The sequence below is a fragment of the Hydrocarboniphaga sp. FW305-C-57 genome, from assembly GCF_058783045.1.
The window spans coordinates 213,399-235,768 of record NZ_JBYSYG010000006.1 but is presented as its reverse complement, the minus strand read 5'-3'; the positions used below and the strand labels follow the sequence as shown (position 1 = coordinate 235,768).

At 65.6% G+C, this 22,370-nt stretch carries 20 protein-coding genes; 8 read left to right on the top strand and 12 right to left on the bottom strand.

Annotated elements, in window-relative coordinates; translation table 11 throughout:
- Positions 1-45: 45 nt before the first annotated feature.
- The 3 genes from AC3WUM_RS14380 to AC3WUM_RS14370 form a co-directional block, all read right to left on the bottom strand.
- Positions 46-1,356: a homoserine dehydrogenase gene (locus AC3WUM_RS14380; RefSeq protein WP_492411022.1), complete on the bottom strand. Its 1,311-nt coding sequence runs from the start codon at positions 1,354-1,356 to the stop codon at positions 46-48.
- Entirely contained in the window at positions 1,353-2,639 is a 1,287-nt protein-coding gene (alaC, locus tag AC3WUM_RS14375; protein ID WP_492411021.1) for an alanine transaminase, read from the bottom strand. Before alaC ends, AC3WUM_RS14380 begins: the two co-directional genes overlap by 4 nt.
- A gap of 143 nt (positions 2,640-2,782) precedes the next feature.
- Positions 2,783-3,958 carry a PQQ-dependent sugar dehydrogenase gene (locus AC3WUM_RS14370; RefSeq protein ID WP_492411020.1) on the bottom strand — a complete coding sequence of 392 codons (1,176 nt, stop codon included), beginning with the start codon at positions 3,956-3,958 and terminating at the stop codon, positions 2,783-2,785.
- 220 nt (positions 3,959-4,178) lie between these two features.
- On the opposite strand from AC3WUM_RS14370, the gene trxB reads away from it, so the two are divergent.
- The 3 genes from trxB to AC3WUM_RS14355 all read left to right on the top strand — a co-directional run bounded on the left by trxB (position 4,179) and on the right by AC3WUM_RS14355 (position 6,374).
- Positions 4,179-5,132: a thioredoxin-disulfide reductase gene (gene trxB / locus AC3WUM_RS14365; protein ID WP_492411019.1), complete on the top strand. Its 954-nt coding sequence runs from the start codon at positions 4,179-4,181 to the stop codon at positions 5,130-5,132.
- A gap of 157 nt (positions 5,133-5,289) precedes the next feature.
- Positions 5,290-5,898, top strand: a complete 609-nt coding sequence (locus tag AC3WUM_RS14360; protein WP_492411018.1) for a glutathione S-transferase family protein — start codon at positions 5,290-5,292, stop codon at positions 5,896-5,898.
- Positions 5,898-6,374 carry a C40 family peptidase gene (locus AC3WUM_RS14355; protein ID WP_492411017.1) on the top strand — a complete coding sequence of 159 codons (477 nt, stop codon included), beginning with the start codon at positions 5,898-5,900 and terminating at the stop codon, positions 6,372-6,374. Before AC3WUM_RS14360 ends, AC3WUM_RS14355 begins: the two co-directional genes overlap by 1 nt.
- Positions 6,375-6,475: 101 nt before the next feature.
- Here the strand turns inward: AC3WUM_RS14355 and AC3WUM_RS14350 are convergent, their stop codons facing one another.
- Positions 6,476-7,678: a DUF3047 domain-containing protein gene (locus AC3WUM_RS14350; protein WP_492411016.1), complete on the bottom strand. Its 1,203-nt coding sequence runs from the start codon at positions 7,676-7,678 to the stop codon at positions 6,476-6,478.
- A gap of 133 nt (positions 7,679-7,811) precedes the next feature.
- On the opposite strand from AC3WUM_RS14350, the gene AC3WUM_RS14345 reads away from it, so the two are divergent.
- Both AC3WUM_RS14345 and AC3WUM_RS14340 read left to right on the top strand, forming a co-directional pair.
- Positions 7,812-9,209: a sensor histidine kinase gene (locus AC3WUM_RS14345; protein ID WP_492411015.1), complete on the top strand. Its 1,398-nt coding sequence runs from the start codon at positions 7,812-7,814 to the stop codon at positions 9,207-9,209.
- Positions 9,206-9,880, top strand: a complete 675-nt coding sequence (locus AC3WUM_RS14340; protein ID WP_007187407.1) for a response regulator — start codon at positions 9,206-9,208, stop codon at positions 9,878-9,880. Before AC3WUM_RS14345 ends, AC3WUM_RS14340 begins: the two co-directional genes overlap by 4 nt.
- Before the next feature lie 92 nt (positions 9,881-9,972).
- Here AC3WUM_RS14340 and htpG read toward each other — a convergent pair whose 3' ends face one another.
- From htpG to AC3WUM_RS14300, 8 genes are all read right to left on the bottom strand, one after another.
- Complete coding sequence (gene htpG / locus AC3WUM_RS14335; RefSeq protein ID WP_492411014.1) at positions 9,973-11,841, bottom strand: molecular chaperone HtpG; 1,869 nt, start codon at positions 11,839-11,841, stop codon at positions 9,973-9,975.
- A gap of 178 nt (positions 11,842-12,019) precedes the next feature.
- A complete protein-coding gene (gene rplS / locus AC3WUM_RS14330; RefSeq protein WP_492411013.1) occupies positions 12,020-12,367 on the bottom strand; it encodes a 50S ribosomal protein L19 in 348 nt (115 codons plus the stop codon).
- A 2-nt stretch (positions 12,368-12,369) separates the two neighbouring features.
- Positions 12,370-13,125, bottom strand: a complete 756-nt coding sequence (trmD, locus tag AC3WUM_RS14325) for a tRNA (guanosine(37)-N1)-methyltransferase TrmD (RefSeq protein ID WP_492411012.1) — start codon at positions 13,123-13,125, stop codon at positions 12,370-12,372.
- Positions 13,126-13,133: 8 nt separating this feature from the next.
- Entirely contained in the window at positions 13,134-13,652 is a 519-nt protein-coding gene (gene rimM, locus AC3WUM_RS14320; protein WP_492411011.1) for a ribosome maturation factor RimM, read from the bottom strand.
- 8 nt (positions 13,653-13,660) lie between these two features.
- On the bottom strand, positions 13,661-13,915 hold the full coding sequence (rpsP, locus tag AC3WUM_RS14315; protein WP_007187413.1) for a 30S ribosomal protein S16: 255 nt from the start codon (positions 13,913-13,915) through the stop codon (positions 13,661-13,663).
- A 328-nt stretch (positions 13,916-14,243) separates the two neighbouring features.
- A complete protein-coding gene (locus AC3WUM_RS14310) occupies positions 14,244-14,753 on the bottom strand; it encodes a TlpA family protein disulfide reductase (protein WP_492411010.1) in 510 nt (169 codons plus the stop codon).
- A gap of 38 nt (positions 14,754-14,791) precedes the next feature.
- Complete coding sequence (gene ffh, locus AC3WUM_RS14305) at positions 14,792-16,156, bottom strand: signal recognition particle protein (protein WP_492411009.1); 1,365 nt, start codon at positions 16,154-16,156, stop codon at positions 14,792-14,794.
- A 79-nt stretch (positions 16,157-16,235) separates the two neighbouring features.
- Complete coding sequence (locus tag AC3WUM_RS14300; protein ID WP_492411008.1) at positions 16,236-17,003, bottom strand: MBL fold metallo-hydrolase; 768 nt, start codon at positions 17,001-17,003, stop codon at positions 16,236-16,238.
- A 176-nt stretch (positions 17,004-17,179) separates the two neighbouring features.
- Between AC3WUM_RS14300 and AC3WUM_RS14295 the strand changes: the two genes are divergently transcribed.
- The 3 genes from AC3WUM_RS14295 (at position 17,180) to acnB (ending at position 22,149) form a co-directional block, all read left to right on the top strand.
- Positions 17,180-17,980, top strand: coding sequence for a cytochrome C assembly family protein (locus tag AC3WUM_RS14295; protein WP_341920263.1), 801 nt, complete (start codon positions 17,180-17,182; stop codon positions 17,978-17,980).
- 71 nt (positions 17,981-18,051) lie between these two features.
- Entirely contained in the window at positions 18,052-19,341 is a 1,290-nt protein-coding gene (locus AC3WUM_RS14290) for an HlyC/CorC family transporter (protein ID WP_492411007.1), read from the top strand.
- 213 nt (positions 19,342-19,554) lie between these two features.
- A complete protein-coding gene (gene acnB / locus AC3WUM_RS14285) occupies positions 19,555-22,149 on the top strand; it encodes a bifunctional aconitate hydratase 2/2-methylisocitrate dehydratase (protein ID WP_492411006.1) in 2,595 nt (864 codons plus the stop codon).
- Positions 22,150-22,370 lie beyond the last annotated feature (221 nt).

Here is a 22,370-nt window from a genome sequence, read left to right as displayed (position 1 = left end):
TTTTGAAAAACGAGGCCAGGGATGGCCTCGGCTTGAACAGGAAGTTCAAAAATGCTCGACGCGAAAACGCGAAATGTCCTCGCGCACGAACGGCAGACCGCGCACGCGCGTGACGGCCTCGTTGAAGCGCGATTCCGGAATCACCGAGGTGATCACGGCCACCGTCGCGTCCTCGCCACCGCGCGGCTCCTTCTGCAGGATCGCTTCGATGCTGATGCCGAGCTCGGCGAGGATGGCGGTGATGGCCTTGAGCACGCCGGGCTCGTCGGCGACGTTGATGCGCAGGTAATGCGCGCTCGCCACCTGGGAGAGCGGCAGCACCGGCAGCGCACGCACGGCCTCGGGCTGGAAGGCCAGCGCCGGGACGTGATGCCTGGATTCGGCGCCGATCGAGCGCGCCACGTCGACGAGATCGGCGACCACGGCCGAGGCGGTCGCATCGCCGCCGGCGCCACGGCCGTACAGACCCATCTGGCCGACCGCGTCGCCCTGCAGCAGCACGGTGTTGAGCACGCCGTCGACCTTGGCGATGAGCTTGTCTTCGGGAATCAGCGTCGCGTGCACGCGCAGCTCCGCACCGTTGTCGGTGCGCTTGGCGATGCCCAGATGCTTGATGCGATAGCCCAGCGCCTGCGCGATCTTGATGTCCTGCGGCGTGACCTTGGTGATGCCCTCGACCGCCACCGCATCGAAGTTCAGCGGCATGCCGAAGGCGATGCTCGCGAGGATCGTCAGCTTGTGCGCCGCGTCGACGCCTTCGACGTCGAAAGTCGGATCGGCTTCGGCGTAGCCGAGGCGCTGCGCATCGGCGAGCGCATCGGCGAAGGCCTGACCTTTCTCGGTCATCTGCGTGAGGATGTAGTTGCAGGTGCCGTTGATGATGCCGGCGAGCGCTTCGATGCGGTTCCCCGCCAGGCCCTCGCGTATCGCCTTGATGACCGGAATGCCGCCGGCCACTGCGGCTTCGAAACCGACCAGCACGCCCTTCTCGCGCGCAGCGCTGAACACCGCGTTGCCTTCGAGCGCGAGCAGCGCCTTGTTGGCGGTCACCACAGGCTTGCCGCGCGCGATCGCGGCGAGCACGAGTTCGCGCGCGTAGGTGGTGCCGCCGATCAGTTCGACGACGACGTCGACATCGGCCTTGGCCGCGATGTCCATTGGATCGGAAACGATCGTGATGCCTTCGAGCGAGACTTCGCGCGCCTTGCTCGTGTCGCGGGCCGAGGCGTGCGTGACGACGACCGGGCGGCCGACGCGTCGCGTGATTTCGTCGGCGTTGCGCTGCAGGACGCGAATGACGCCCTGCCCGACCGTGCCCAGCCCCAGCAGACCGACACGCAGCGGTGCAACACTCACGACGTTTTCTCCACGACGGGTTCTACGGCCGGCGCCGGATTCAATGAATCCTTGGGCGCGCCCTTCTGCAACAGCTTGCGTATGCCGCGCACGGCCTGGCGCGTGCGGTGCTCGTTCTCGATCAGCGCGAAGCGCACGTGATCGTCGCCGTATTCACCGAAGCCGATGCCCGGCGAAACGGCGACCTTGGCTTCGCTCAGCAACAGCTTGGAGAACTCGATCGAGCCGAGATGGCGGAAGGCTTCCGGAATCTTGGCCCAGACGAACATCGTCGCCTTCGGACGCTCGACCTGCCAGCCGGCCGCGTTGAGTGCATCGCAAAGCACGTCGCGGCGCTTGCGGTACATCTCGCAGATCTCGGCCACGCAGTCCTGCGGGCCTTCGAGCGCGGCGATCGCGGCGACCTGGATCGGCGTGAACATGCCGTAGTCGAGGTAGCTCTTGATGCGCGCGAGCGCGTTGACGAGCGTGGGATTGCCGACCATGAAGCCGACGCGCCAGCCCGGCATGTTGTAGCTCTTGGACAGCGTGAAGAATTCCACCGCCACGTCCTTGGCACCCGGCACCTGCATCACCGACGGCGCCTTGTAGCCGTCGAACACGATGTCGGCATACGCGAGGTCGTGCACGAGCCAGATCTCGTGCTCGCGGCAGAACGCCACGGCCTTCTCGAAGAACGAGAGATCCACGCACTGGGCGGTCGGATTGCCCGGGAAATTCAGGATCAGCATCTTCGGCGCCGGCCAGGTTTCCTTGACCGCGCGCTCGAGTTCTTCGAAGAAATCGACTTCGGGCGTGAAGCGCACGTGGCGGACGTCGGCACCCGCGAGCACGACGCCGTACGGGTGGATCGGATAGGCCGGATTCGGCACCAGCACGACGTCACCCTGGGCGAGCGTGGCGAAGGCCAGGTGCGCGAGGCCCTCCTTGGAGCCGATCGTCGCGATGACCTCGGAATCCGGGTTCAGATCGACGTCGTAACGCGTCTTGTACCAGCGGGCCATCGCCCGGCGCAGGCGCGGAACGCCCTTGGACAGCGAATAGCGATGCGTGTGCGTGCCGTCTTCGTCGATGAGCTCGGGACGCACGTAGTCGCTGTCGGTGCCGCGCACCGAAGCTTCCACCAGCTTGTCGACGATGTGCTTGGGCGTCGGCTGGTCCGGATTACCCATCGAGAAATCGATGATGTCCTCGCCACGAGCTCGGGCTGCGGCCTTCAGTTCTCCAACGATATTGAAGACATAGGGCGGCAGACGCTGAATGCGTGGGAAGTTGGTTTTCACGGCTTTAGGTGGGTGGTGGGTGAACTGGCTACGCTCTGGGTGATTACCCGGGGCGGAAAATGAGGGCGCGTATTATCGAGTCGCGCGCCGCTCCTTTCAAATCAATCTTTTCCGACCCGGCACGCGCGCAATCGCAGCCTGCTTCACTTGCCCGTGTAGCGCACGCGCCAGATGCGGCCACCGAGGTCGTCGGAGATCAGCAGCGAGCCGTCGGGCGCCTGCAGCACGTCGGCCGGGCGGCCGCTGACGGACTCGTTTCCGTTCTGGTTCTGCAACCAGCCTTCGACGAAGGGCTCCTGGCCCACGACGCGATCGCCGTCGAGGTGCACGCGCTGCACGCGATAGCCGTTCTTCCGGCTGCGATTCCACGAGCCATGCAGGGCGACGAAGACATCGCCGCGGTATTCGGCCGGAAACTGCGTGCCCGTGTAGAACTCCAGGCCCAGCGGCGCGACGTGCGGACCGAGCAGCGCCACCGGCGCGGTCGCGGACGAGCAGCTGCCCTGCTTGCCGAAATCCGGGTCGGACACCGTGCCCGCGTGGCAGTACGGGAAGCCGAAATCTTCACCGGTCTTGCTGAGCTTGTTGAGTTCGCAGAACGGGGTGTCGTCGCCGAGCATGTCGCGACCGTTTTCGGTGAACCAGAGCTGCCTGGTTTTGGGATGCCAGCCGAAGCCGACCGAATTGCGCACCCCGCGCGCCACGACTTCCCAATTTCGCCCATCGGAGTCCATGCGCGTGATCGAGGCGAACTCGAGCTTGTCGCCGCCGGCCGTGAACGCCTCGGGCTTGCAGACGTTGCACGGCGCACCGATCGCCAGATAGAGCTTGCCGTCGGGCCCGAAGTCGATGAAGCGCCAGCCGTGATGCGTCTTGTCGGGCAGGTCGGCGCGGATCGTCACGGGCTTGGGCGGGTGATCGAGCTTGGACTCGATGCCCGGCAGCTTCCAGAGCTTGTCGATCTCGGCGACGAACAGATCGCCGTCGTGGAACGCCAGGCCGGTCGGCCGGTTGAGCCCTTCGGCGAGCACGATCCTGCGATCGGGGCGGCCGTCGCCATCGGTGTCGCTCAGCGCGTAGAGCTTGCCGGCCTCGCGGGAGGAGACGAACAGGGTGCCCTTGTCACCGAGCGCGAGCGTGCGTGCGTTCGGCACCTCGTCGACCCAGACCTCGATCGAAAACCCGGGCGGCAGCCTGAGCTCGGCCCCGGGCGCCTGCTGCGCCGCCGCGGTGGCGGCGGTCTCGCTCCACGAGAACGCCAGGCCGAAAACGACGCCGGCGACGGCGGCGAGCGAGGAAGTCTTGCGCAACAGATTCATGGCCAATCCCTATGCTTGTTTTTCCGAAGAACCAGTGAGCGTTCGCGGTCGCCGAAACCTTCGCCCCGAGTCGGCAGCGCTAGAATGCGGGCCGACCCGGCGGCGACGACCGTCCGTTCGCAACAGTAACCGTATTTGCACCCGACGCGACCATTGCGTCCGCGCTCGAAGCCCCCATATTCCGCAACCTCAACAATCGAACAAACAAAGGCAGAAGAAGATGAGCAAGCATCATCGCCTGATCATTCTCGGCTCCGGCCCGGCCGGTTATACGGCGGCCGTCTACGCCGCTCGCGCCAACCTCAAGCCGGCGCTGATCACGGGTCTCGAACAGGGCGGCCAGCTGATGACCACCACCGAGGTCGACAACTGGCCCGGCGACGTCGAAGGCCTGCTCGGCCCGGACCTGATGGCGCGCATGCAGAAGCATGCCGAGCGCTTCGACACGCAATTCATCTATGACCACATCCACGAGGTCGACCTCAAGAGCAAGCCGCTGAAGCTGCGCGGCGACGCCGGCGAGTACACGGCCGATGCGCTGATCATCGCCACCGGCGCGAGCGCCAAGTACCTCGGCATTCCATCGGAGCAGGAATTCCGCGGCAAGGGCGTGAGCGCCTGCGCGACCTGCGACGGCTTCTTCTACAAGAACCAGGAAGTCGCCGTGATCGGCGGCGGCAACACCGCGGTCGAAGAGGCGCTCTACCTCGCCAACATCGCCAGGAAGGTCACCGTCGTGCATCGCCGCGACAAGTTCAAGGGCGAGAAGATCCTGCACGACAAGCTCAACAAGCGCGTCGAGGAGGGCAAGGTCGAGATCATCTGGAATTCGACGCTCGACGAAGTGCTCGGTGACAGCTCGGGCGTGACCGGCATGCGCGTGCGCAACGTGCAGAACAACGAAACGCGCGACATCGCGCTGAGCGGCGTGTTCATTGCCATCGGGCATTCGCCGAACACCGGCATCTTCGAAGGCCAGCTGACCATGAACGGCGGCTACATCAAGGTCCACAGCGGGTCCGAAGGCGATGCGACCGCGACGAGCGTTCCGGGCGTGTTCGCGGCCGGCGACGTCATGGACCACATCTACCGCCAGGCCATCACGAGTGCCGGCACGGGCTGCCAGGCCGCGCTCGATGCCGAGCGCTACCTCGACAAGCTCGACGTCAAGTAGCCGTCACGCCGCACCCGAAGCCCCGGCACTCCCGGGGCTTTTTCATTTGAGGGACGGCGCGCGGCGGAACTCGACCGTCCGCGCTACGACCGAAAGGAGGCTTGTCAAAAACGCGTGCGCCGGTCAGCCTTCTGCTTTCGCCCTACGGACTTACCGCATGAAGATGAAGCTCTATTGCAGCCCGACGTCGCCGTATGTGCGCAAGGTCCGGGTCATCGCAGCAGAGCTTGGGCTCTCCGATCTGATCGAGGAAATCCACGTCGATCCGCACTCCTCGCCCGAGGAACTGCTGGCCGTCAATCCCTTGTCGAAGATTCCGGTGCTCGTCACCGAGCGCAACGAGGTGCTCCCCGATTCGGCGCTGATCGCCGAATACCTGCTCACGCGCGGCCGCGGGCTCACCGGCCTGCCGCGTGGAAGCAAGCGCTGGGCGGCACTGCGCTGCCAGGTCACGGCCGACGGCATCATCGATGCGAGCGTCGCCACGGTGATGGAAAAACGCCGGCCCGAAAGCATCGTCTACATGGCCTCGCTCGATCGCCAGGCCGCGCTGATCAGCCGCGCCCTGGATTTGCTCGAACAGCAGACTTCGAGCTTCGAGGTCGAGGCGCCGAGCCTGGTCGAAGTGAGTATCGGCGTCGCGCTGGGCTATCTCGACTTCCGCCTGCCCTACATCGAGTGGAGAACCGGCCGCGACGCGCTCGCTGCCTGGTACGCGAACTTCGCCCAGCGTCCGTCGATGCAGCTCACCGCCCCGCCGGTTTGATGTTGAAGACCGGACGCATCTGGCTCGGCATCGCACTGGCGATGCTGCTGGCGGGCTGCGCGGGTTTCGGCGGCGGCGACATTCCGGCGCAGATCAGCGACACGCGTCAGACCATCGTGTTCGAAGCCACGGGACAGATCGGCCGGCCGTATCGCTACGGAGGAACCACGCCGGACGGCTTCGACTGCAGCGGGCTCACGCGCTACGTCTACGCGCAGGCCGGCGTGAGCCTGCCGCGTTCGACGCGCGAGCAGCACGACGCCGGCAGGACCATCAAGATCAGCCAGGCCCAGCCGGGCGATCTGTTGTTCTACCGATTCGGCCGCAGCGGCGGAAACGTCGATCACGTCGCCATTTATCTCGGCAACGGCGAGGCGGTGCATGCACCGGCAACCGGACGCACCGTGATCGTCGCGAGCGTCGGCGATCCGTGGTGGGAGAAGCGCTTCGTCAATGCGGTTCGCGTAATCCCCTAGAACGAAACCCCGAAGCGCGAGACTGCGGCAACACCCTTCAGGATGCTGCCGCCCGTTCGACGACGGCTAAAGTCGCCCGATAGCCAGGCTGCGCCCGGACCTCACCATACCGTCGCCGTGTGACTGGGCGTGGCCAGGCGAATGTCGCCGAATTCCGCCTTGCCCTCTCCACGGCCGAACACGCTGTTGGCGATGAGCCAGACGCGAACCACACGCTTGGGCGGAGGACCGCCGACGGCCTTGGCATAGTCCTTCAGCAGCGAGCGTTCCTCACTGAGCCAGCGGCCGAGTTCGGCTTCGCCGCTGCGCGCCACGATGTGGGTCTCGCGATCCGCCCAGGCCTCGAGCGGACAGGCGAAGTGGGTTCCCGCCGGCAATTTACGGCTCCACAGATAGGTGAGATCGCGACCGTTGTCGAACTCCACCGCGATGCTCAGGTAGTCGTGCGTGGCGGCCGTGTCTTCCGCGGCAAGCCCGGGCAGCATGTCGACCTTCCAGCGCCAGGACAGCTTGAGATCGTCCGTCAGCGCCTGGTCCGTGGGACGCTGAAGGATGGCGACGTCCGCTTGCGTGTGTACGTCCATGCGTCTGCGCGGGCCGCCGTCACCGTTGGCCGAACGCTCGTGGAAGATTTCCGCCGGACCCAGCTCCCACAGGTAGGACCAGCCCGCCGGCACGGTGGGCGGATGCGCCAGGCGTTCCCGCTCGGCCTGCACCCAGGGCGCCGAAGCCGCATCCAGCGTGGCCAGTGCCTGCACCGGATCGGCCTGCCGTGTCCAGCGGATCAGCCCCACGCTGACGGTTCCGCCGCCATCGGCGTTGAAGGGCTGGGGCTGCGGCAGGTAACGTCCGTCGCGGCTCAGCCAGCGCGTCGGGAAAGTCTTGAGTTGCAGTGTGCCACCACGATCGGCGGTGAACGTATCGGTATGGCGCGTTCCGTGGAAAACCGGTCCCCGCGCACCGATACGCGCCCAGGCCACCAGCGGCTGATCCAGGCCGAGCTGGTAGGCACGCGACAGCCATACCGTGCCGCCGACGACGATCGTGACGCGGTCGCCCGCGTCGAGGGCCATTCCGGTGTCGAGCCAGCCGTCGACGTCGGCGCTCAGTTGCAGCACTTTCGCATCACGTACGGATTTGCCCGCCAGCGGCGCGACGGCCTGCCTGAACTGGGTATCGAATGCCTCGACCGTGGTCTTGCTCAAGGGCACCGCCGCCTGCGCCGAACCCGCAGCGACCGCCAGCCAAACTGCCAGCCAAACTGCCCGCAACCGGCCGTGCCTTCCTCCTGAAACGAATGTCATCGCCCGCTCCTCCGTCTTGTCTTGGTGTCGGCACGATAGTGATCGCCGCCCGAAGGCCGCTACCGAAAACTGACTCCCGCATGCCGGGCAATTTGCCCGCGTGAAACCGATGTCGCGGCAGACGCGACATCACATGAAACAATGGCGCCGGGCGAGCGGGATCGCTGCAGAAGAGGAAGCAGACATGAGCCTGAAGTGGCATCTACTGATACGCATGACGTTGCTCGGGCTGCTGTGCTGGGCCGCGGTCAGCCTCGCCGTGATCGCCAGTGCCGCCAGCCGCACCCGCAGCGAACTCGAGCAGCGCGCGGACCGACTGGCACAGCACATGGAGCTCGATCTGGCCTGGCAGATGACCGCGGCGGCGGCCGGCGAGCGTTCCCCGGAGCTTTCGCGCATCGCCGCCGCCATGCCGGAGCCCTTGTGCATCCGCTATGTCGCGATGAACGGGCGCAAAGACGAACATGGCTGCGAAACCGAGCCGGCCACCCGCGCACATCACCGCCTGCCGCGCTGGCTTGCCGGGCTGATCCCGGTCGCGCCCACGCTCGAACGGCCGGTACGGCTTTGGGGCCAGACCGCCGGCACCGCACGCTTCACGCCAGACCCGCAGCGCCTGTTCGACGCCGAGTGGAACACCGTGCGCAAACTCTCCGGCCTAGCAGCACTCACCATCATCGCATTGGACGCGCTGGTGTTCTGGATGATCGGCCACGCGCTGAGCCCGACCCGCCAGATCGTCGCGGCACTGGATCGCCTCGCCGGTAGCGGCGTGCCCGTGCCGGAGCAGCTGCCGCGCTATCAGGTTCGCGAGTTCCGCGACATTTCCGACGGCGTACGGCAGCTGGCACTGCGGTTGAAGCAGGCCTCGGACCTGCGCGACCAGCTCACCTCCAAACTGATCCGCATCCAGGAGGACGAGCGCCGCGAACTGACCCACGCACTGCACGAGGAAGTCGGCCAGTCCGTCGCCGCTACCGCGGTGGCGGTCGCGCTGCTGCGCATGCGCATCGGCGACGGCGAGGCCATGGACGAAAACGATCTGGAAGAAATCGATCAGACGGTGGAGCAGACCCAGGTGGCCCTGCGCAGCCTGCTGCTGCGCGTCCGGCCGCCGCTGTTCGAACAGCAGGGACTGGTCTCGGCGCTCAACGATCTCGGCACCGGCTGGCGCGCGCGTCTGCGCGGACGTCCGCAGCTGCACTTGGCCACTGCCGGCCATGATCTGGCGGGCATTGGCGGCGAACAGGCGCTTTGCCTGTACCGGGTGATGCAGGAATGCCTGAGCAACATCGCGCGCCATGCGGGCGACAGCCAGCGCGCCGAGATCGCGCTGCACTGCGGTCCCCGTGGCGTGGAAGCCCGTGTCAGCAACGATGTCCCTGGCGACCGAATCGTCAGCCGTGGCAGCGGCATGGGCCTGCAGCTGCTGGAAGAACGCCTGCGCTCGCTCGGCGGTTGCCTGGAGATCCAGGCGACGGCGTCACGATTCGACGTCTGCGCCCGCCTGCCCGCCGGGAACCCGGCATGAGCGGCCCCGGAACCCCGCAACCCTGGCGCGTCCTGCTGGCGGACGATCACGCGGTGGTCCGTGCCGGCTACCGGCATCTGCTGGAACGCCACGGAAAAGTCAGCGTGGTCGCCGAAGCCGATCATGCGGACGAAGCCTATCGCCTGTATCGCGAGCACCGTCCCGACTTGTTTATCACCGACATCACCATGCCGGGCGCCAGCGGCCTGGATGCCATCCGGCGCGTGCTGCTGATAGAACCTTCGGCGCGCGTACTGGTGTTCAGCATGCATGTATCGCCGGACTTCGCGCTCGCGGCGCTGCGCTCGGGAGCCTGGGGCTACGTCACCAAGAACAGCACGCCCGACGTGCTGCTGCGCGCCATCGGTGACGTGATGGGCGGGCGCCAGGTGTTGAGCCCGGATATCGCGCAGGCGCTGGCCCTTGCCAGCGTATGCGGTGGACGCTCGCCACTCGAAGAACTGACGCCGCGCGAATTCGACGTGTTGCTGCTGATGGTGGACCTGCACAGCGTGGAACGCATCGCCCAGGCGCTGCATTTGAGTACCAAGACCGTGCAGAACCTGCACTACCAGATCAAGCGCAAGCTGCAGGTGAGCAACGATATAGAACTGGCCCAGCTCGCCATGTCCTGCGGCCTGGGGAATGCGCCGGCGCGCCCGTCACCGTGAAAGCTGCCGATACGCGATAAGCCAATCGAAGCCCCGCTGCGATAAAAAAACGGGCGCATGCAGCGCCCGTTTTCAGTTTCAGGCCAAGCCAATCAACCCAGCAGGATGCGACCGCCGCCCTGGCCGAGAATCAGCTTGTTGAGTCGCTTGACGAAGCCGGCCGGATCGTCGAGCTGGCCGCCCTCGGCGAGCACCGCCTGACCATGCAGCACTTCGGCCAGATCGGCGAAACCCACCTCGTCGCCGAGTGCGTCCTTGAGCTTGGCGACGAGCGGATGCTCGGCATTGAGCTCGAGGATCGGCTTGATGTCAGGCGCATCCTGGCCGGCCTGCTTGAGGATTTCGAGCAACTGGCGCGACATGCCGTGCTCGGGCGCGACGAGACAGGACGGCGATTCCGTGAGTCGCGCCGACACGCGCGCGCTCGCGATGCGATGGCCGAGCGCCTCGGGCAGCTTGGCGAGCACGTCCGCGAACTCGGCTTCCTGCTTGGCCTTGTCGGCGCTCTCGATCTTGCCGGCGGATGCGGCATCGCCGCGCGCTGCCGATTCGAGCTTCTTGCCCTGGTATTCGGTCAGGTTGCCGACGACCCACTCGTCGATGCGATCGGACAGCAGCAGCACTTCGAAGCCGGCCTTGCGGAAGCCCTCGAGATGCGGACTGTTGCGGATCGCACCGAGCGTCTCGCCCGTCAGATACAGGATCTTCTCCTGCGCCTCGGGCATGCGCGCGATGTAGTCGTCGAGACCCACGCTGGGCTTGTCGAGCGCCGTCGTCGAGTTGAAGCGCAGCAGCTTGGCGATGCGCTCGCGGTTGGGATGGTCCTCGACGATGCCTTCCTTGAGCACCTTGCCGAACTGCTCGTAGAACTTCGCGTAATCGTCGGGCTTGTTGGCTGCGAGGTCGTCGAGCAGATCGAGCACGCGCTTGACCAGCGCGGAGCGAATCTTGTCGACCGTGCGATTGCCCTGCAGGATCTCGCGCGAGACATTGAGCGGCAGGTCGGCGGTGTCGACGAGGCCACGCACGAAGCGCAGGTAGGACGGCAGCAGCTCGGCCGCACGATCCATGATGAAGACGCGCTTCACGTAGAGCTTCACGCCGCGCTGCTGATCGCGATCCCACAGGTCGAACGGGGCGCGCGTCGGAATGTAGAGCAGCGAGGTGTATTCGAGGTTGCCTTCGACCTTGTGATGCGCCCAGGCCAGCGGCGCTTCGAAGTCGTGCGTCAGGTGCTCGTAGAAGCTCTTGTAATCGTCCTCGCCGATCTCGGACTTCGGCCGCGTCCACAACGCGCGCGCCTGGTTGATCGCCTCGGGCTCGCCCTCGGCCTTGCGCAGCTTGATCGGCAGGCCGATGTGATCGGAATACTTGCGCACGATGTCGCGCAGGCGATGCTCTTCGAGAAATTCCTTGTCGTCGTCGCGCAGGTGCAGGATCACTTCTGTGCCGCGCTCGGCCTTGTCGCCCGTTTCGAGCGTGTAGTCGCCCTCGCCGGTCGACTCCCAGACCGTCGCCTCGCCGTCGGCACGTTTGGTCTTGACCGTGACCTTGTCCGCGACGAGGAAGGCCGAGTAGAAACCCACGCCGAACTGGCCGATCAGCTGCGCATCCTTGGCCTGGTCGCCCGACAGCGATTCCATGAAGCGCTTGGTGCCCGAACGCGCGATCGTGCCGAGGTTGTCGACCACCTCTTCACGCGACATGCCGATGCCGTTGTCGCGAATCGTCAGCGTGCCGGTGAACTTGTCGGCCTGCAGTTCGACGAACAGCTCGCCGTCGATCAGGTCCGGCTGCTGGATCGCCGCGAAGCGCAGCTTGTCGCAGGCATCGCTGGCATTGCTGATGAGCTCGCGCAGGAAGATTTCCTTGTTCGAGTACAGCGAGTGGATCATCAGGCGCAGCAGCGAGCGCGTTTCGGTCTGAAATTCATGGCGTTCAGCGTGACGTTCAGCGGTCATGACGGAAGGGCCTCCTCGGGTGTTGTGTTCGCCCTTCTACTGGGGGCCGAATGCGCGGCTTCAAGTGCCGCGACGCTTGCCTGGCAGCGCCACGTCCCCGCAAAAACGCGCGCAACGCAAAAAGCCCGCGCCGGGAACCCGGGCGGGCTTCATGACCTCGGTACGGAACCGCCGGCGTTTAGGCCAGCTTTTCCTTGATGCGAGCGGCGCGACCCTGCAGGTTGCGCAGGTAGTACAGCTTGGCGCGGGCGACGTCGCCACGGCGCTTCACGATGATCTCGGCCACCTGCGGGCTGTAGGTCTGGAACACGCGCTCCACGCCTTCGCCATGCGCAACCTTGCGGACCGTGAACGCGGAGTTGATGCCGCGCGAACGCTTGGCGATCACCACGCCTTCGTAGGCCTGCAGACGCTCGCGGTCGCCTTCCTTGACCTTGACCTTGACCTCGACCGTATCGCCGGGGTTGAAGTCCGGGATCTTCTTGTTCATCTGCTCGGCGTCGATCGCCGCAATGATCTTGCTCATGCTCATCTGTGTGCTCCGTCCTGCTCGTGCAACTGCTCTATGACGATCTCACGGAGCAGTTTGAGCTGTTCCGCATCCAACTTCAGTTCATCCAACAAGTCGGGGCGACGCAGCAGCGTCCGCTCCAACCCCTGCTTGAGGCGCCAACGGCGAATCGCCGCATGGTCACCGCTCATCAACACTTCCGGCACCGGCTCGCCGCGCCAGACCTCGGGCCGCGAATAGTGCGGGTGATCCAGCAAGCCGTTCGAGAACGAGTCACTGGCCGCCGATCCTTCATGCCCCAACACGCCGGGCAACAAGCGCGCGATGCTGTCGACGATCAACATCGCGGGCAGTTCACCGCCGGAGAGCACGAAATCACCCACCGACAGCTCGAGGTCGATCTGCGGTGCGACCCGCTCGTCGATGCCCTCGTAACGCCCGCAGATCAGGATCAGCCCCGGCTCCGCGCTCAAGCGTTCCGCCCATCGCTGGTCGAAACGCTCGCCCTGCGGCGACAGACTCACGACCTTCGCAGGCCCGATGCTGGCTTTCGCCGCTTCGATCGCCTGGGTCAGCGGTTCGGCCTGGATCACCATGCCCGGACCGCCGCCGAAGGTTCGCTCGTCGACGCGTCTCCAGCGATTCCCGCTGTAGTCGCGCAACTGCCGCGTACTCAACTGCATCGCCCCGCGTTCGACCGCCACGCGCGGCATTCCAAACTTCGCGACCTGTTCCACGAGTTCCGGAAACAAGCTCAGGACCTCGATCTTCATCGAAGCCCTCAATAATCCAGCTGCCAATCGGCAACGATGACGCGTTCGCCCATGTCGACCGACTTGATGATCGGCCCCTTGACGTAGGGAATCAGCCTTTCGACTTCGCCTTGCGTCAACACCAGCACGTCCTGAGCCCCGTTGCTGGTCAGGCTGTCGACGATACCGAGCTCGACGCCGTCTTCATTCACCACCTTGCAACCGACCAGATCGGCCCAGTAATGCTCGCCTTCGTCAGGCTCGGGCATGTCGTCCCGATCCACCAGAATCTCCGCGCCGATCAGCGCGGCGGCGACATCACGATCGGCGATCGGCTTGCCTTCGGCATCACCGAGCTGGGCGATCAGACCCTTGTTCTGCACCTGCCCTTCGAGCAGGGTGACCACCGATTCCTTACCTTGCTGGAGCAAGGTCCAGCGCGAGTAATCCAGCAGGTTTTCAATGGGACGCGTATAGGAATGCAGCTTCACCCATCCGCGAACCCCGAAAACCCCGGCGACGCGGCCCAGCGTCAGCCGGCGGACCACAGTCAGACTCAGGCAGCGGCCGGAGCCGGAGCGGTCTTGACGAGGTAGGCCACGCGCTCGGAAATCTGCGCGCCGCTCTTGCTCCAGTGGTCAACGCGGGCCAGGTCGAGCACGAGCTTCTGCTCGCCGCCACGCGCGTTCGGGTTGTAATAGCCCAGACGTTCGATGAAACGGCCGTCGCGCGAGCTGCGGCTCTCGGTCGCAACCACATGATAGAACGGGCGCTTCTTGGCGCCGGCGCGAGCCAGACGAATCTTGACCATGCTTAATCCAGTGAGTCCAAAAACCAATTGAATGCGGATCAACCGACCCGGGTGGGCCGTTGAAGGGCGCGTATTGTAGCGACTTCTTTGCAAATGTGAAGCTTATGAAACACCTACGTGACGACCGCCCGTCGGTCACGCGAGGCTGGCCGAAACGGGGCCATCCGGGCTTACCAGCAGATGCGGCAGGCCGAGCCCATGAGCAGGGCAACAACACCATCGATCGACTTGTCCTGATCGGGTTCGGCACAGGGGTAGCTGGCGCCGTTGGCGTGCGTCGTTCCGGCGACCGTTCAACCGCCCACGTGATTCGTGGCTGGCACGCAGCTCAGTTCGTTCGCTTGAGCAATGCCAGAACGCGCGTCCTGAGCTCGGCCGTATAACCCTTGCCGTAGCCGGCGTAGATCATCTGCACGCGGCCATTGCGGTCGATCAGGTAGGTCGCCGGCAGGCGCCAGAGCTTGTAGGTCTGCGGAGCGATGCCGATCTGGTCGGCGACCACCGGAAAATCCACCTTCACGCGCTGCAGGAAGCTGCGCGGCTTGGCCACTTCGGGGTCGGTGGCCACCGACAGCACCTCGAAGTCGTCTGCGTAGCCCTCGCGGTGCAGGCTGTTGCGCATCGCGTTGAGCTCCGGCATCGACTCGCTGCAGGGTCCGCACCAGGTCGCCCAGAAATCGACCAGCACGACCTTGCCCTTGAGCCTGCTGAGCTTGATGCCGGCCGGTCCCTGCAGAACGATGCCGGCCGCCTCGGGCGCGAGATCGCCGATGCCGACCACGTAGGGAGCGGTTCCTGCAACCGCCCACGGCGACGAAGACAGCAATACCCCGAGCATCAGGCCTCGCAACGAACGGAGACCGGATGCCCGTGGACTCATCTGCGCGGCATCATCCCGGGCGGAATGCGGCCGGCGAGTCCGCGCATGAGCTTGGCCATGCCGCCGTTGGCGACCTTCTTCATCATGTCGCGCGTGGTGTCGAACTGGCGCAGCAGCTTGTTGACCTCCTGCACCTCGACGCCGCTGCCGGCCGCGATGCGGCGCTTGCGCGAGGCCTTGATCAGATCCGGGAACTTGCGCTCCTGCGGGGTCATCGAGTTGATGATCGCGACGACCTTGCCCATTTCCTTGCCGGCATTGACGTTCTTCATCTGCGCCTGGATCTGCGCACCGCCCGGCAGCTTCTCGATCAGCGACTCGATGCTGCCCATGTTCTGCACCTGCAGCATCTGCTCGCGGAAGTCCTCGAGATCGAAGCCCTTCTTGCTCTTGAGCTTCTGCGCGAGCTTGGCGGCCTTCTCGGCATCGACCTTCTTCGCCGTCTCTTCGATCAGCGAGAGCATGTCGCCCTGGCCGATGATGCGGTTGGCGATGCGATCGGGATGGAAAACTTCGAGCTTGTCGCTCTTCTCGCCGACGCCGAGGAACTTGATCGGCTTGCCGGTGACGTGGCGCACCGACAGCGCCGCGCCACCGCGCGAATCGCCGTCGATCTTGGTCAGCACCACGCCGGTCAGCGGCACCGCGTCGGCGAAGGCGCGCGCGGTCTTGGCGGCGTCCTGGCCCGTCATCGAGTCGACCACGAACAGGGTTTCGACCGGGTTGACCGCCGCGTGCAGCTGGGCGATCTCGGCCATCATCTCCTGGTCGACGGTGGTGCGGCCGGCGGTGTCGACGATCAGCACGTCGGCGTACTGCTTGCGCGCATGCGCGAGCGCCGCGGTGGCGATCGCGACGGGCGACTCGCCGACCGCCGACGGGAACCATTCGACGCCGACCTGGCCGGCGACGATGCGCAGCTGCTCGATCGCAGCCGGACGGTAGACGTCCGCCGAGACGACGATGACGTTCTTCTTGTCCTCGGTCTTGAGCTTGCGCGCGAGCTTGCCGGTGGTGGTGGTCTTGCCCGAGCCCTGCAAGCCGGCCATCAGGATCACCGCGGGCGGTTGGGCGCGCAGGTTGATCGGCTCGGCGGTACCGCCGAGCGTGGCCGTGAGCTCCTGCTGGACGATGCGCAGAAACGCCTGGCCCGGCGTCAGCGACTGGGTGATCTCGACGCCGAGCGCGCGCGCCTTGACCTTGTCGATGAAGTCCTTGATGACCGGCAGCGCCACGTCGGCTTCGAGCAGGGCCATGCGCAGTTCGCGCGCAGCGGCGGAAATCTGCTCTTCGGTCAGGCGGCCCTGGCCCCGAATCGAATCGAGGACGCGGGTCAGTCGGGATGTCAGGTTCTCGAACACGAAGCGGTCCGTTGCAGAAGGTGATGTCTAGTGTAGGACACAGTCGGCAGCCGAGTCGGCCCGCCGACCCGGCCGCGGCTCAGAGCTCGAAGACTTCGCCGCGCCGCAGGTGCCGGTAGCGCCAGCCCGCGAACAGCTGCCGGCACTGCTGTTCGATGCGCAGCTCGCTGCCGGGCTTGTGGTGCGTGAGCAGCAGTTCGGGCCGATGGCGCAGGCCGGCGAGTTCGGCCGCGAGCCGGCTCGGGGTGAAATGGCGGGAGGCCTCGCCAAGCTCGGCATCCTCGTCCGGAAACGCGATCTCGATCATCAGCAGATCGACCCGCGCCAGGCCGTTGAGGTACTCGATGAAGCTCGATCCGGCTCCGGTATCGCCGCTGAAAGCGAAGACACCCGTGGGCGATTCGAGCGCATAGCCGACCGCCGGCACTGTATGCGCGACCTCGGAAGCCGTCAGCACCAGACCATCATGCAGGGCCTGGCGCTGCATGGGCTGCAGCGGCCGCTCGACCAGCATCGGGGCTGCCGCGCTCGGCAGCTGGAAGAAATCGGGCCAGATCACCCAGTTGAACAGGTGCGTGCGGATCGCGGCGAGCGTGGCCTCGAGGGCGCTGATCTGGATCGGGCGGTCGATCAGGCCGAACAGGTTGTCGGCCATGAAGGCCAGGCCGCAGATGTGATCCAGATGCGAGTGCGTCAGAAAGATGCGCTCGATGCGGCGCATCTGGGCGAGCGACAAGTCCTCGACGCCGGAGCCTGCATCGATCAGCAGGCGATCGTCGATCAGCAGGCTGGTCGTTCGCAGACCGGGCCCGACTCCACCACTGCAGCCCAGGATCTCGATACGCATTCGCCTCCGATGCTTGCGGGCCCCGCGCCGCAATCGACCGATGCTAGCACGGCGATTTCGAGCTTCCGCCGATGCGGCTCGCGCGCGCGTGACCGCGCTCCGGAATCGGGGCGCAGGCAAACGGTGGGAATCGCCGGCCCTGCACCTCACCATGCGAATGCTATTCTTTCTCGGCTATGTCCAACCCCGTCCTTCTGGCCGCGATCGCAGCCCTGATCGGCTACGCGGTCGCCGGCGTGCTCGCCTGGCGCAGTCGCGCCGAGCTGCCGTGGGTGGCGCTGGTCTCGATCGCATTGCATGCGGGCTCGCTGTTCGCGCAGCTGTTCCAGGACGGCTCGCTGCGCATCGGCGTCACCGAAGCGCTGTCGCTGTTCGCCTGGCAGTCGGCCTCGCTGCTGTGGATGTTCAGCTGGCGCGAGCCGGTATCGATCAATGGCGTGGTGGTCTATCCGCTGGCCGGCGCCTTCGCGGTCTGGGCGGCCTTGTTTCCGGCCCCGATCACCGATGTCGATCCGCTCCAGTGGCAGGTCGGGCTGCATATCCTGATTTCGCTGTTGTCGGCCGGCGTGCTGACGCTCGCCGCGGTGCAGGCGGTAGCACTGGCGATCCAGGACCGGCTGCTGCACCAGCATGCGGTAGCCTCGCTCTCGCGCCTGCCTCCATTGCAGCTCATGGAGCGGCTGCTGTTCCAGATGGTCGCGATCGGCTTCGTGCTGCTGTCGCTGACGCTGCTTTCGGGCTTCTGGTTCATCGACAACTGGCTGGCCCAGCATCTGGCGCACAAGACGGTGCTCTCGATCGTCGCCTGGGTGGTCTTCGGCGTGCTGCTCTGGGGGCGCTGGAAGCACGGCTGGCGTGGGCGCATTGCTATCCGCTGGGCGCTGTCGGGCTATGGAATCCTGTTGCTCGCCTACTTCGGGACCAAGCTGATTCTCGAGCTTGTGCTGCAAAAACATTGGGTTCCGCCGGGTTCTTGAAGCACGCCGGGTTGACAGGGTCGCGTCACGCCCCGTAACTAGACTTCGACTTTGGGAATACCGTCCTTCGCTTGAACGATCTCCCGCTGGCCGTTCTGATCGCGGCGCTTCTGGTCTGCATGCTCGTCTCGGGGTTTTTCTCGGGCTCGGAAACCGGCTTGATGACGCTCAACCGCTACCGGCTGCGCCATCGAGCCCAGCAGGGCGAGCGCGGAGCCCGCATGGCGCAGGACCTGCTGCGCCGGCCCGACCGGCTGATCGGCCTGATCCTGCTGCTCAATAACGTCGCCCAGGCGCTGATCCCGATGCTGCTCATGGCGATCACGCTGCGGGCGACCGGCGACGCCGAAACCGCCATCGTCGTCGCCACCGCCGCGACCGCGCTGCTGATCTTCGTTTTCTCGGAATCGATGCCCAAGACACTCGGTGCCTTGCATCCCGAGCGCATCGCGATTCCGGCCGCCTACGTGTACTGGCCGCTGCTGCGCGTGCTCGGCTGGTTCATCGACATCGTCAACATCATCGGCAACCGCGTGCTGCGCCTGTTCGGGGTCACGCCCGAGGACGCGGCCCAGCACTCGCTGTCGGTCGAGGAGCTGCGCACGGTGGTCGCCGAAGCCGGGGCGATGATTCCGCAGCGCCACCAGAAGATGCTGCTGTCCATCCTCGATCTCGAGCACAGCACGGTCGAGGACATCATGGTGCCGCGGCAGGATATCGTCGGCCTCGACCTGTCCGAGCCCTGGGCGCTCGTGCGCGCGCAGATCATCGAGTCCGAGCACACCCAGCTGCCGGTCTACCACGGCTCGATCGACGACCTGCTCGGCGTGGTGCACCTGCGCCGGCTCATGCGCCTGGCCGCCGAGGACCAGCTCGACCAGCAGACGCTGCAGCAGTTCGTCCGCGAGCCCTACTTCGTGCCCGAAGGCACGCCGCTGAACCAGCAGCTGCTCAACTTCCAGACCCAGCGCCAACGCATGGGCTTCGTCGTCGACGAGTACGGCGACATTCGCGGAATCGCCACGCTCGACGACATCCTCGAAGAAGTGATCGGCGAATTCACCACCGGCAACGGCCAGCGCGCACGCAACGTGCACGCCGAAGCCGACGGCAGCTATCGCGTCGGCGGCTCGGTGACCCTGCGCAGCCTCAATCGCAGCCTGGGCTGGACACTGCCGCTCGACGGCCCCAAGACCGTCAACGGCCTGGTCATGGAGCGGCTCGAGCAGATTCCGCAACCGGGCCGGCAGCTCGAAATCGACGGCTATCTGTTCGAGATCACCGAGATGCAGGCCAACGCGATCAAGAACGCCCGCATCACCCCCGGCGGCGCTCCATCGGTTTCGCCGATCGCCGCGTAAGGCGGCACCGATCGCGCTGCGGCAAAACGCGACAGTTGTAGCGCCTCTCGACCTTCGGAGGTGTGAACTGGGGTGGTGATTGAATTATCATTGCGAGCTAAGTCACTGACCTGACTTGCTCGGAGCCAGCACCATCCCAGCACCATAGAAGAGCTTGCACCCGCCCAGTGCCGCCCTTCATCCGTTCTTCCCAACACCGGACAAACTGAGACCATGTTGCAAGCCTATCGCCAACACCTTGCCGAGCGCGCCGCTCTCGGCATTCCGCCGCTATCGCTGTCTGCCCAGCAGACCGCCGAAGTGATCGAACTGATCAAGAATCCGCCGGCCGGCGAAGAGGCTTTCCTCGTGGACCTGCTCACGCACCGCGTTCCGCCGGGCGTGGACGACGCGGCCAAGGTCAAGGCCTCGTTCCTGACCGTGGTCGCCGACGGCGAACTCAAGGTCGACCTGATCTCGCGCGCCAAGGCCACCGAGCTGCTCGGCACGATGGTCGGCGGCTACAACGTCAAGCCGCTGATCGACCTGCTCGGCGATGCCGAAGTCGGCACGGTCGCCGCCGAAGCACTCAAGAAGACGCTGCTGATGTTCGATTTCTTCCACGACGTCGCCGAGCTCGCCAAGGCCGGCAACGCCAACGCCAAGGCCGTGATCCAGTCCTGGGCCGACGCCGAGTGGTTCACGAGCCGCCCGAAAGTCGCCGAGAAGATCACCGTCACGGTGTTCAAGGTCCCCGGCGAAACCAATACCGACGACCTGTCGCCCGCTCCGGATGCCTGGAGCCGCCCGGACATCCCCCTGCACTACCTCGCCATGCTCAAGAACCTGCGCTCCGACGCGGCGTTCGTGCCCGAGGAAGACGGCAAGCGCGGCCCGATCCAGTTCATCGAAGACCTCAAGAAGAAGGGCAACCTCGTCGCCTACGTCGGTGACGTGGTCGGCACCGGCTCGTCGCGCAAGTCCGCCACCAACTCGGTGATCTGGGCCACCGGCGAAGACATTCCGTTCGTGCCGAACAAGCGCTTCGGCGGCGTGACGCTCGGCGGCAAGATCGCCCCGATCTTCTTCAACACGCAGGAAGATTCCGGCTCGCTGCCGATCGAAGTCGACGTCTCCAACTTCGAAATGGGCGATGTCATCGACATCTATCCGTACGAAGGCAAGATCGAGAAGAACGGCGCGGTGGCCGCCACCTTCGAACTCAAGAGCCAGGTGCTGCTCGACGAAGTCCAGGCCGGCGGCCGCATCAACCTGATCATCGGCCGCTCGCTGACCAGCAAGGCCCGCGAATTCCTCGGCCTGCCCGCCTCGACCCTGTTCCGCCTGCCGCAGTCGCCGGCGGCTTCGACCAAGGGCTTCACGCTCGCGCAGAAGATGGTCGGCCGCGCGGTCGGCCTGCCGGAAGGCCAGGGCGTGCGCCCGGGCACCTACTGCGAACCGAAGATGACCACGGTCGGCAGCCAGGACACCACCGGCCCGATGACGCGCGACGAGCTCAAGGACCTGGCCTGCCTGGGCTTCTCGGCCGATCTCGTCATGCAGTCGTTCTGCCACACGGCCGCGTATCCGAAGCCGGTCGACGTCAAGACGCATCGCGAACTGCCCGCCTTCATCAGCAACCGCGGCGGCGTCGCCCTGCGTCCGGGCGACGGCGTGATCCACTCCTGGCTCAACCGCCTGCTGCTGCCCGACACCGTCGGCACCGGCGGCGACTCGCACACGCGCTTCCCGATCGGCATTTCGTTCCCGGCCGGCTCGGGCCTGGTCGCCTTTGGCGCCGCCACCGGCGTGATGCCGCTCGACATGCCCGAATCGGTGCTGGTTCGCTTCAAGGGCCAGATGCAGCCCGGCGTGACGCTGCGCGATCTCGTGCATGCGATCCCGCTCTACGCGATCAAGGCGGGCCTGCTGACGGTCGCCAAGGCCGGCAAGAAGAACATCTTCTCGGGCCGCGTGCTCGAAATCGAAGGCCTGCCGGACCTCAAGGTCGAGCAGGCGTTCGAGCTGTCCGACGCCTCGGCCGAGCGCTCCGCCGCCGGCTGCACGATCAAGCTCAATAAGGAGCCGATCATCGAGTACATGAACTCGAACATCGTGCTCATGAAGAACATGATCGCCGACGGCTACAAGGACGCGCGCACGCTCGAGCGCCGCATCAAGAAGATGGAAGAGTGGCTCGCCGCGCCGAACCTGCTGTCGGCCGACGCCGATGCCGAATACGCCGCGGTGATCGAGATCGACCTCGCCGACATCAAGGAACCGATCGTCTGCTGCCCGAACGATCCGGACGACGCCAAGTTCCTGTCCGAAGTCGCCGGCACCAAGATCGACGAGGCCTTCATCGGCTCGTGCATGACCAACATCGGCCACTTCCGCGCGGCCGGCAAGCTGCTCGAAGGCAAGAAGGACATTCCGGTCCGCCTGTGGGTCGCCCCGCCGACCAAGATGGACGCCGCCGAGCTGACCAAGGAAGGCATCTACAACACCTTCGGCACCGCCGGTGCGCGCACCGAAATGCCGGGCTGCTCGCTGTGCATGGGCAACCAGGCGCAGATCAAGGAAGGCAGCACGGCCATTTCGACCTCGACGCGCAACTTCCCGAATCGCCTGGGCAAGAACACCAACGTGTTCCTGGGCTCGGCGGAACTCGCGGCGGTGGCCTCCAAGCTCGGTCGCCTGCCGACCGTCGAGGAGTACCTGACCGAAACCGGCGTGATCACCAAGAACGCCGACAAGATCTACAAGTACCTCAACTTCAACCAGATCGAGGAATACGCCGAAACCGCGAAGTCGGTGTCGGTCGCCTAAAAGGCCCTCACCGCGATGACACTCCACCGGCACCGCGCAGTTCAGGCCGTGTCGGGATCGGTGGAGCCATCATGCAGCCCGTCGGCGCGAGCCGGCGGGCTTTTTTTTGCCCGCTGGATTCAACGCGAGCGATTCTATTGCCTGCGTTCAAGACAACCTCATCGTAAGCGGGTCAGGATTCGCCCCGTTCCATTCGCCACCGCGCCGCGGGCCCTGCTCGC